At 57.0% G+C, this 10114-nt stretch carries 9 protein-coding genes; 2 read left to right on the forward strand and 7 right to left on the reverse strand.

Annotated features, from left to right (window positions below; translation table 11 throughout):
* Window positions 1-133: 133 nt before the first annotated feature.
* The 7 genes from IC37_RS25330 to IC37_RS25360 all read right to left on the reverse strand — a co-directional run bounded on the left by IC37_RS25330 (window position 134) and on the right by IC37_RS25360 (window position 7054).
* Window positions 134-343, reverse strand: coding sequence for a DUF1127 domain-containing protein (locus tag IC37_RS25330; protein ID WP_030129621.1), 210 nt, complete (start codon window positions 341-343; stop codon window positions 134-136).
* 261 nt (window positions 344-604) lie between these two features.
* On the reverse strand, window positions 605-820 hold the full coding sequence (locus IC37_RS25335; protein WP_030129620.1) for a DUF1127 domain-containing protein: 216 nt from the start codon (window positions 818-820) through the stop codon (window positions 605-607).
* A 319-nt stretch (window positions 821-1139) separates the two neighbouring features.
* A complete protein-coding gene (locus IC37_RS25340) occupies window positions 1140-2633 on the reverse strand; it encodes an acetyl-CoA hydrolase/transferase family protein (protein WP_030129619.1) in 1494 nt (497 codons plus the stop codon).
* A gap of 188 nt (window positions 2634-2821) precedes the next feature.
* Window positions 2822-4258, reverse strand: coding sequence for an NAD(P)(+) transhydrogenase (Re/Si-specific) subunit beta (locus IC37_RS25345; protein WP_030129618.1), 1437 nt, complete (start codon window positions 4256-4258; stop codon window positions 2822-2824).
* Complete coding sequence (locus IC37_RS25350) at window positions 4258-4581, reverse strand: NAD(P) transhydrogenase subunit alpha (protein WP_003187010.1); 324 nt, start codon at window positions 4579-4581, stop codon at window positions 4258-4260. The genes IC37_RS25345 and IC37_RS25350 overlap by 1 nt, the downstream gene beginning before the upstream one ends.
* A 15-nt stretch (window positions 4582-4596) precedes the next feature.
* Window positions 4597-5718: a Re/Si-specific NAD(P)(+) transhydrogenase subunit alpha gene (locus IC37_RS25355; RefSeq protein WP_030129617.1), complete on the reverse strand. Its 1122-nt coding sequence runs from the start codon at window positions 5716-5718 to the stop codon at window positions 4597-4599.
* Window positions 5719-6154: 436 nt separating this feature from the next.
* Window positions 6155-7054, reverse strand: coding sequence for a LysR family transcriptional regulator (locus tag IC37_RS25360; protein ID WP_030129616.1), 900 nt, complete (start codon window positions 7052-7054; stop codon window positions 6155-6157).
* Window positions 7055-7212: 158 nt separating this feature from the next.
* Between IC37_RS25360 and IC37_RS25365 the strand changes: the two genes are divergently transcribed.
* Window positions 7213-8394 (forward strand): acyl-CoA dehydrogenase, encoded by a 1182-nt coding sequence (locus IC37_RS25365; RefSeq protein WP_030129615.1) that lies wholly within the window; start codon window positions 7213-7215, stop codon window positions 8392-8394.
* Between the two features lie 13 nt (window positions 8395-8407).
* A complete protein-coding gene (locus IC37_RS25370; RefSeq protein WP_030129614.1) occupies window positions 8408-9628 on the forward strand; it encodes a CaiB/BaiF CoA-transferase family protein in 1221 nt (406 codons plus the stop codon).
* The last annotated feature ends 486 nt before the right edge of the window (window positions 9629-10114 follow it).

Raw genomic sequence — 10114 nt, forward strand, 5'->3', positions numbered from 1 at the left:
GTAGCTCCTTTGGATAGACCGATTGAGAGGTGGCGCAGGATCAGATGCCTGTCGTAAAGCGTTCGCCACGTTCTATCTGAATATTAGGCCTGTGCACCTCGGTTAGAACAGTCCCGTCTGTAAATGGAGAAAGCTAGCGCCAGAACGGTTTGTCCACTTCGTTGAGGCGATCGGCATGGCTGATGCCCAGATCCGAGAGCTGTTGATCATTGAGTTGGCCCAGTAACCGTCGGGTGCGAGCCCTTTCCAGGCTGTCGGTGAGCGCTCTCAGTAATCCTCGAAGCTTGACCAAGCGGGGCTTCGCTTGCGGTGTGACGATGGAAACATTTAGTAAGTTATTCATGGGGCGCGGTCCTTTTGCCTGGTAGTCGGGATTCAATGGTGACCCCGATACGCCTGCAGGCACAGACACACTCCGATGAAATTGTACTGGTTCATTTTATATGAATAATAAACTGTACCTGTTAGTGGTTATCTCTTCTGTACGGCCCAATATGAAAGCTCCAAAACGACAAAACCCGTCGTGGTTTCCCACGACGGGTTTTGTTTGTTCAATTCGGGGTGCTGGCGGTGGATCCGGAGGATCAGAGCCAGCGACGCTAACTTAGCGCCAGAACGGCTTGCTCAGCTCTTCGTAGCGTTGTGCTTCGCTAATCCCGGCGTCAGCCAGCAGACGCGAATCCAGACGAGCCAATTGATGGCGGCTGGTGATGCGGCGCTGCCACAGCATCAGGTTGGCGATAACGCGCAGAGGCATGGAAGCCTGGGTTTTTGCAGCGGTGTCTTCGAAGAACAGTTCGGAACTGAGTGTACGTTCCATGGTTTTCATCCTTCCGCTTATGGCGGGATTAGGTAGTGGTTTAACTGATGCCAATGATCCTCTCGTTTGGCCAGTCTCTGTAGATACAGTTCACCTGTATTGTGAGAGACCAGTTAACTGTTAAACGGTGGTGTACTGGTCGAAATTGAGGCAACTGTACCTGTTCGCACTTGTTTGGTGCGCTTTTGATCATTTCAACGTAAAAGGTAGGCAAATGCCGTAGGAAAAGACCGGTACAGCAGTACAGTTTTTGGCGTGATGGAGTGTTATCACCGCGAGCTGACGAAACTGTGTTCGCGTCAGCTGCAATCTGTATCAATTACTCCGCCAGCATGCGCCCGGTTTCTTCCAGGTTTATGTGCCAACTCAGGGCATCGCGAAGGATGTGCGGTGTATGCCCGCCGACTGCGCAAGCGGCAGTGAAGTAGTCATTCAAGGCTGGGCGATAGTCCGGGTGAACGCAGTTGTCGATGATGACCCGGGCGCGCTCACGCGGTGCCAGGCCACGCAGGTCGGCCAGGCCGATCTCGGTCACGAGAATGTCGACGTCATGTTCTGTGTGGTCGACGTGGCTGACCATGGGGACCACGCTGGAAATCGCGCCACCCTTGGCAATCGACTTGGTGACAAAGATCGCCAGGTGCGCATTGCGCGCGAAATCGCCGGAGCCGCCGATGCCGTTCATCATTCGCGTGCCGCAGACATGGGTGGAGTTGACGTTGCCGTACAGGTCGAATTCCAGTGCGGTATTGATGCCAATGATGCCTAGGCGCCGCACCACTTCGGGGTGATTGGAGATCTCTTGCGGGCGCAGCACCAGCTTGTCCTTATAGTGCTCCAGGTTCCCGAATACATCGGCATTGCGCCGGCTCGACAGGGTGATCGAACTGCCCGAAGCAAAGCTCAGCTTGCCAGCATCGATCAGATCGAAAGTCGAATCCTGCAGCACTTCGGAGTACATGGTGAGGTCTTCGAACGGCGAGTCGATCAAACCGCACATCACCGAATTGGCGATAGTGCCGATACCGGCTTGCAGCGGGCCGAGCTTGTTGGTCATGCGCCCGGCAGCCACTTCCTGTTTGAAGAAATCGATCAGGTGGTCAGCGATGGCCTGTGTGTCGCTGTCGGGTGGCAAGACAGTGGACGGCGAGTCGGACTGGTTAGTGATCACGATCGCGACGATTTTTTCGGGTGGTATCGGGATGGCGGTGCTGCCGATGCGGTCGTCGACCTTCACCAGCGGAATAGGCGTGCGGGTCGGCCGATAGGTCGGGATATAGATGTCGTGCAGGCCTTCGAGATTCGGGTTGTGAGCCAGGTTGATCTCAACGATCACGTGCTTGGCGAAAATCGCAAAGCTGGCCGAGTTGCCTACCGAGGTGGTCGGCACGATATGGCCTTGCTCGGTGATTGCCACGGCTTCGATCACCGCGATGTCCGGTAGCTTGAGTTGTTGGTTACGCAGTAGCTCTACGGTTTCCGACAGGTGCTGGTCGATGAACATGACTTCGCCGGCATTGATCGCCTTGCGCAGGGTGCTGTCCACCTGGAACGGCATGCGTCGCGACAGTACGCCGGCTTCAGTCAGTTGCTTGTCGAGATCGTTGCCCAGGCTGGCGCCGGTCATCAGAGTGATTTTCAGCGGCGTGACCTTGGCGCGCTCGGCCAAGGCATGAGGTACGGCCTTGGCTTCGCCGGCTCGGGTAAAGCCGCTCATGCCGACGGTCATGCCGTCCTGAATCAGAGCGGCAGCGTCGGCGGCGCTCATCACCTTGTCCAACAATGAAGGCAAGCGAATGCGGTCACGGTACATGATTGTTTTCTCGGGCAACGGAAGCAAGGTGCGCAGTCTAGTGAATTTGATCGTTGCCCGTCCCGCTACCAAGGTCGCATTCGAGGTGTCTATTCTGGGCCTTTAGGACAAAACACCGTTACAGGATCGGTAACAGCCACAAACAAAAACGCCCCGACGAGTCGGGGCGTTCAGGTTGCCGAAGGGTGTTACTCGACGGCTTTAACCATGTCTTCGATGACTTTCTTGGCATCGCCGAAAACCATCATGGTCTTGTCCAGGTAGAACAGTTCGTTATCCAGACCGGCATAGCCGCTGGCCATCGAGCGCTTGTTGACGATGATGGTCTTGGCTTTGAACGCTTCGAGAATCGGCATGCCGGCAATCGGCGACTTCGGATCGTTCTTGGCCGCCGGGTTGACCACGTCGTTGGCGCCCAGCACCAGCACCACGTCGGCCTGACCGAACTCGGAGTTGATATCTTCCATCTCGAACACCTGGTCGTAAGGCACTTCTGCCTCGGCGAGCAATACGTTCATGTGGCCAGGCATCCGACCCGCAACCGGGTGAATCGCATACTTCACGGTCACACCACGGTGGGTCAGCTTCTCGGTCAATTCTTTCAATGCGTGCTGCGCGCGGGCCACCGCCAGGCCATAGCCCGGAACGATGATCACAGTGTCGGCGTTGGTCAGCAAGAAGGTGGCGTCGTCAGCCGAACCGGATTTCACCGGGCGGGCTTCTTTCGAGCCTGCCGGGCCAGCGGCATCTGCTGTGTTGCCGAAACCGCCGAGCAGCACATTGAAGAACGAACGGTTCATCGCCTTGCACATGATGTACGAGAGAATCGCACCGCTTGAGCCCACCAGGGAGCCGGCGATGATCAGCATCGAGTTGTTCAGCGAGAAGCCGATACCCGCCGCTGCCCAGCCGGAGTAGCTGTTGAGCATCGACACCACGACGGGCATGTCGGCACCACCGATCGGGATGATGATCAGCACACCCATCACGAAGGCCAGGGCCAGCATCAGCGCGAAAGCGCTGAGACTGCCGGTCAGCATGAAGGTGATGCCCAATACCAGCGTCGCCAGACCCAGCAGCAAGTTCAGTTTATGCTGGCCAGCGAACTGTACCGGTGCGCCTTGGAACAGACGGAACTTGTACTTGCCCGACAGCTTGCCAAACGCGATCACCGAACCGGAGAAGGTGATTGCACCGATGGCCGCGCCGAGGAACAGCTCCAGACGGTTGCCCGCCGGAATCGAATCCCCCAGCTGTTTAACGATGCCCAAGGATTGCGGTTCGACCACCGCCGCAATGGCGATGAACACCGCAGCCATACCGATCATGCTGTGCATGAAGGCGACCAGTTCCGGCATCTTGGTCATTTCAACGCGTTTGGCCATGATCGAACCGGCAGTGCCGCCGACCAACAGACCCACAATGACGTAACCGATGCCGGCAGTAGCGAGCTCTGCCCCCAGCTTATAAATGAGGCCAACCGTGGTGAGGATCGCCAACGCCATACCGAGCATGCCGTAGACATTGCCGCGTCGCGACGTGGTGGGGTGCGACAGGCCTTTGAGGGCCTGGATGAAGCAGATCGACGCAATCAGGTAGAGCGTCGTTACCAGATTCATGCTCATTACTTGGGCGCCTCTTCTTTTACGGCTTTCGGGGCTTTTTTCTTGAACATCTCAAGCATGCGACGCGTTACCAGGAAGCCACCGAACACGTTCACGGCCGCCAGCGCCACCGCCAGGGTGCCCATGGTCTTGCCCAGTGGGGTCACGGTCAAAGCTGCCGCCAGCATGGCGCCGACGATCACAATCGCCGAAATGGCGTTGGTCACCGCCATCAACGGCGTATGCAGTGCAGGTGTAACATTCCACACCACGTGATAACCGACATAAATCGCCAGCACGAAGATGATCAGGTTGTAGATACCGGGGGAGATAAGCTCTTCCATCGTCTGAATCCCTGCTTAGGCGTTTTTGCGGATGACTTGGCCGTCGCGGCACATCAGGCACGCGGCGACGATGTCGTCTTCGAGGTTGATCTCGAACTGGCCTTCCTTGGTGAAGACCAGCTTCAGGAAGTCCAGCAGGTTGCGCGCGTACAGCGCCGAAGCATCAGCCGCGACTGCGCCGGCCAGATTGGTCGGGCCGCAAATGGTCACGCCATTCTCGACGACAACCTGATCGGCCACGGTCAGCGGGCAGTTGCCGCCTTGGGCTGCCGCGAGGTCGATGACCACGGAGCCTGGCTTCATCTGCGCCACTGTTTCGGCGCTCAACAGCGTCGGCGCCTTGCGGCCGGGGATCAGCGCAGTAGTAATGACGATGTCAGCCTGCTTGGCGCGTTCGTGCACGGCCAAGGCCTGGCGCTGCATCCAGCTGGCCGGCATTGGGCGTGCGTAACCGCCGACGCCGACGGCGCATTCGCGCTCTTCATCGGTTTCGTACGGCACATCGACGAATTTCGCACCCAGGGATTCGATCTGTTCCTTCACCGCAGGACGCACGTCGGACGCTTCAATCACCGCACCCAGACGTTTCGCCGTGGCAATCGCCTGCAAACCGGCTACGCCAGCGCCAAGAATCAGCACACGCGCCGCTTTCACGGTGCCCGCAGCAGTCATCAGCATCGGCATGAAGCGAGGATAGTGGTGAGCTGCCAGCAACACGGCTTTATAGCCGGCGATGTTCGCCTGGGAGGACAACACATCCAGGCTCTGGGCGCGGGAGGTGCGCGGTGCGGCTTCCAGCGCAAACGCGGTAATGCCGCACTCAGCCAGCTTGGCAATGGTTTCATTGCTGAACGGATTGAGCATGCCCACCACAACGGTGCCGCTTTTTATCAGCGTCAGTTCGCTGTCGCTGGGAGCGACCACCTTGAGAATCAGCTCGGCACCAAATGCATCATTGGCGCTGCCAATGGTTGCGCCCGCCGCTTCATAAGCACTGTCGACAACGCTGGCATTAATGCCAGCGCCGCTTTGCACAGTGACTTTATGGCCCTGGCCGATCAGCTTCTTGATGGTTTCCGGGGTTGCAGCAACCCGTGTTTCACCCGTCTGGGTTTCGAGAGGAACACCAATGTGCACGTCAAATCTCCTGCGTGATCTTATTGAGTAAACCCAAGCACTTCGGATGGTGCGTCTGGGGGCGGCCGATCAGCACGATCCCGCCAAATCAGGGGCGGGGCGCGGCATTTTGCAGGCGAACTTTGTGCCCTTCAAGGGATTATGACGGGTGACGGAAAATTAACTACAAGTCACCCCGTGACCGAATGTCGCACTGATCGGTTCAATCCCTTGCAGGGCGTGGCTTGTGAGGATTCTGTCCAAAATTCAAGAATTTACATATCGGCACGGTGAATGAGGCGTCATTGCCTGCCAATAGAGGCTCAAGGCCACGTATTCAGGCCTTTGTAGGACGTTTGTGCTACTCCTCAGTACAGTCTGCCAATATGCGACAAATACTTATATCTGTAGTGCTTTTGTTTTCCTGACTACGGGGTCAGCTAATAACGAGGAGCCTTTATCCTTCTAGGCTGTAGCTTTGTGCCTGATTCACCAGCCAATCGCGAAATGCCCTTAAAGACGCTGATTCGACCTTTCGCTCGGGAATCATCAGGTAATAGGCCTTGATGCTCGATAGTGCCTGGGCGTTGGCAATCACCAGGCGCTTCTCTGCCAATTCGCGCTGAATCAGGAAAGGTGGAATCAGCGCGATCCCCATATCGTGCATCGCCGCTTGAGCAAGCATGGAGAATAGCTCGTAACGCGGCCCTGTCATGTCTCGCGGGATATTCAGGTTTTGAGAGTTGAACCACTGGCGCCAGGCATAAGGGCGTGTGGTTTGCTGCAGTAGGGGCAGTTCGGCGATTTCAGTGGGGCTCAGATTGGTTTTCTTGCCCAGTAATGTGGGACTGCACACCGGCATCGGATTTTCGCCCATTAGCCTGTGGGATTCGGTACCCGACCAGGCGGCGTCGCCGAAATAGATAGCGGCATCGAAATCGGTGTCGGCAAACAGGAAGGGGCGGGTGCGGTTGGTGAGGTTGACGGTCACTTCCGGATGTTTGTGCTGAAAATCCTTGAGTCGCGGCAGCAGCCATTGAGTGCCGAAGGTTGGCACCACCGCCAGCTCGATCACGTTGGCACCTTGCTGGCCCATCACTGACAAGGTGTCCCGTTCAACCGCGTCGAGTTGTGTGGCTACTCGGCGGCTATAGGAAAGCCCGGCCTCCGTCAGCTTCACTCCACGCCGCGAGCGTCGGAACAGTTCGACGCTGAGGAACTCCTCAAGGCTGGCGATCTGTCGGCAAATCGCTCCCTGCGTGAGGGAAAGTTCCTGGGCGGCCTTGGTAAAACTCTCGTGGCGTGCTGCAGCTTCAAAACTGATCAGGGCGGTTGTACTGGGGATCTTCCTGCGCATGTACGTCAACCTCACTAATACATCGCATATAGGCTATTTTTGCGACGTTACGGAGTGAGAAATTAGCACAACAGTATGCAAAATCCTCGTTTGTCGTGAAGCCGAACCCGGCCTAGGATCGGTCCACGTTATTTGACCCGATTCGAGAGGACTCACTCATGGGCGGTAAAGCTAGCTTCAACTGGATCGATCCCCTGCTGCTGGATCAACAGCTCACCGAAGAAGAGCGCATGATTCGCGACACGGCTCAGCAATTCGCTCAGCAGAAGCTCGCGCCGCGCGTTCTCGAAGCTTTCCGCCATGAGAAGACCGACCCGGCGATCTTTCGCGAGATGGGTGAAGTGGGTCTGTTGGGGGCGACCATTCCTGAGCAATACGGTGGCAGCGGCCTGAACTACGTCAGTTACGGTCTGATTGCCCGTGAGGTCGAGCGCGTCGACTCCGGCTATCGCTCGATGATGAGCGTGCAGTCCTCGCTGGTCATGGTGCCGATCAACGAATTCGGTACCGAAGCACAGAAGCAGAAATACCTGCCGAAGCTGGCTTCGGGTGAATGGATCGGTTGCTTTGGTCTGACCGAGCCTGACCACGGTTCCGACCCGGGCGCGATGATTACTCGTGCACGCAAAGTGGAAGGCGGCTACAGCCTCACCGGCAGCAAAATGTGGATCACCAACAGCCCGATCGCCGACGTGTTCGTGGTCTGGGGCAAGGACGACGCGGGCGACATTCGTGGTTTCGTTCTGGAGAAGGGCTGGAAAGGTCTGAGCGCTCCGGCGATTCACGGCAAGGTCGGCCTGCGTGCATCCATCACCGGCGAGATCGTCATGGACAACGTGTTTGTCCCTGAAGAGAACATCTTCCCGGATGTCCGGGGCTTGAAAGGTCCTTTTACCTGCCTTAATTCGGCGCGTTACGGCATTTCCTGGGGCGCACTGGGTGCTGCCGAGTTCTGCTGGCATACCGCTCGTCAGTACACCCTGGATCGCAAGCAGTTTGGTCGTCCATTGGCGGCCACACAGTTGATCCAGAAGAAGCTGGCTGACATGCAGACCGAAATCACTCTGGCGCTGCAAGGCTGCCTGCGTCTGGGTCGGATGAAGGATGAAGGCACGGCTGCCGTCGAGATTACTTCGATGATGAAGCGCAACTCCTGTGGCAAATCCCTCGACATCGCCCGCATGGCGCGCGACATGCTGGGTGGCAACGGCATCTCCGATGAGTTCGGTGTCGCTCGGCATCTGGTCAACCTGGAAGTGGTGAATACCTATGAAGGTACGCATGACGTCCATGCACTGATCCTCGGTCGCGCGCAGACCGGCATCCAGGCGTTCTATTAATAGGAGAACGGCCATGGGCGCGCTTTCGCATCTACGGGTACTGGATTTATCGCGGGTACTCGCCGGGCCCTGGGCCGGGCAGATCCTGGCGGACCTTGGCGCCGAAGTCATCAAGGTCGAGCGCCCGGGCAATGGCGATGACACGCGCGCCTGGGGGCCTCCGTTCCTTAAAGACGCCTATGGCGAGAACACCAGCGAGGCGGCCTATTACTTGTCCGCCAACCGCAACAAGCAATCAGTGACCATCGACTTCACGCGGCCAGAAGGGCAGCAGCTTGTGCGTGAGTTGGCGGCGAAGTCGGACATCCTCATTGAGAACTTCAAGGTCGGTGGCCTGGCGGCTTATGGGCTGGACTATGAGTCGCTCAAGGCGATTAATCCGAAGCTGATCTATTGCTCGATCACTGGATTCGGTCAGACAGGTCCGTATGCCAAGCGTGCGGGTTATGACTTCATGATCCAGGGCTTGGGCGGTCTGATGAGTTTGACCGGTCGTCCCGAAGGAGATGAAGGTGCGGGCCCGGTGAAAGTCGGTGTGGCGCTGACAGATATTTTGACCGGTCTCTATTCGACGGTAGCGATCCTGGCGGCCCTGGCTCATCGGGATCAGGGTGGTGGCGGTCAGCATATAGATATGGCATTACTGGATGTCCAGGTGGCTTGTCTGGCCAATCAGGCGATGAACTACCTGACTACAGGCAATGCGCCTAAACGCCTGGGCAACGCTCACCCGAATATCGTGCCTTATCAGGACTTTCCTACGGCTGATGGCGACTTCATCCTCACCGTGGGTAACGATGGGCAGTTCCGCAAGTTTGCAGAGGTGGCCGGTCAACCGCAGTGGGCGGATGATCCACGTTTTGCGACCAACAAATTGCGGGTGGCTAACCGAGCAGTATTGATTCCGCTGATCCGCCAGGCGACCGTGTTCAAGACTACTGCCGAATGGGTGGCGCAGTTGGAGCAGGCAGGCGTGCCATGCGGGCCGATCAATGATCTGGCTCAGGTGTTTGCCGATCCTCAGGTTCAGGCGCGGGGGTTGGCCATTGAGCTGCCTCATGCTTTGGCCGGGATGGTGCCCCAGGTAGCGAGCCCGATACGCCTGTCCGAGACTCCGGTGGAGTACCGTAGTGCGCCTCCTTTGTTGGGTGAGCACACGTTGGAAGTTCTGCAGCGGGTGTTGGGTTTGGATGTCGGCGTCGTTACTGGGTTCAAGGCGTCTGGAGTGCTCTGAGGATTCCTTCTATATAGCAGGATAGCAGGGCTGGTTTTGCTCTCCTATATAGAAGGAAATGTGCAGTTTTCAGGCTTTCGGCAAGTTATTGATAGAAAGGCGTAATTAGAGGTTGACGGCAAATTCTGAAAGCCTATAATTCGCCCCACTTCCGGCGCAGTCGAAACGGAAAACTCCTTGGTAAACAATGAGTTATGCAGTTTTCGGCAGCGATTACGCTTCAGTTCATCGAGGCCAGAAGGAGTTGGTAAGGCAGTGTGTTGTCGCCTTATTGACGGTTCGATCATCTCGGTCGAAAGCGGAGAAAAAGAGGTGTTGACAGCAGCGAGTAACGCTGTAGAATTCGCCTCCCGCTAACGAGAGATCGGAAGCGCAAGTGGTTGAAGTTGTTAAAGATTTCCAAGCGAAACTTTGAAAACTTCTGAAAATAACCGCTTGACAGTAACAGGGGCTGCTGTAGAATGCGCGCCTCGGTTGAGACGAAAG

Origin of the sequence: Pseudomonas sp. QTF5 (assembly GCF_000512695.2) — a bacterium.
In the GTDB taxonomy this organism is placed as follows: domain Bacteria; phylum Pseudomonadota; class Gammaproteobacteria; order Pseudomonadales; family Pseudomonadaceae; genus Aquipseudomonas.

Excerpts from the sequence above, each read along its gene's own strand:
- IC37_RS25330 (WP_030129621.1), bottom strand. The coding sequence starts at position 343 with ATGAATAACTTACTAAATGTTTCCATCGTCACACCGCAAGCGAAGCCC.
- IC37_RS25335 (WP_030129620.1), bottom strand. The coding sequence starts at position 820 with ATGGAACGTACACTCAGTTCCGAACTGTTCTTCGAAGACACCGCTGCA.
- IC37_RS25340 (WP_030129619.1), bottom strand. The coding sequence starts at position 2,633 with ATGTACCGTGACCGCATTCGCTTGCCTTCATTGTTGGACAAGGTGATG.
- IC37_RS25345 (WP_030129618.1), bottom strand. The coding sequence starts at position 4,258 with ATGAGCATGAATCTGGTAACGACGCTCTACCTGATTGCGTCGATCTGC.
- IC37_RS25350 (WP_003187010.1), bottom strand. The coding sequence starts at position 4,581 with ATGGAAGAGCTTATCTCCCCCGGTATCTACAACCTGATCATCTTCGTG.
- IC37_RS25360 (WP_030129616.1), bottom strand. The coding sequence starts at position 7,054 with ATGCGCAGGAAGATCCCCAGTACAACCGCCCTGATCAGTTTTGAAGCT.
- IC37_RS25365 (WP_030129615.1), top strand. The coding sequence starts at position 7,213 with ATGGGCGGTAAAGCTAGCTTCAACTGGATCGATCCCCTGCTGCTGGAT.
- IC37_RS25370 (WP_030129614.1), top strand. The coding sequence starts at position 8,408 with ATGGGCGCGCTTTCGCATCTACGGGTACTGGATTTATCGCGGGTACTC.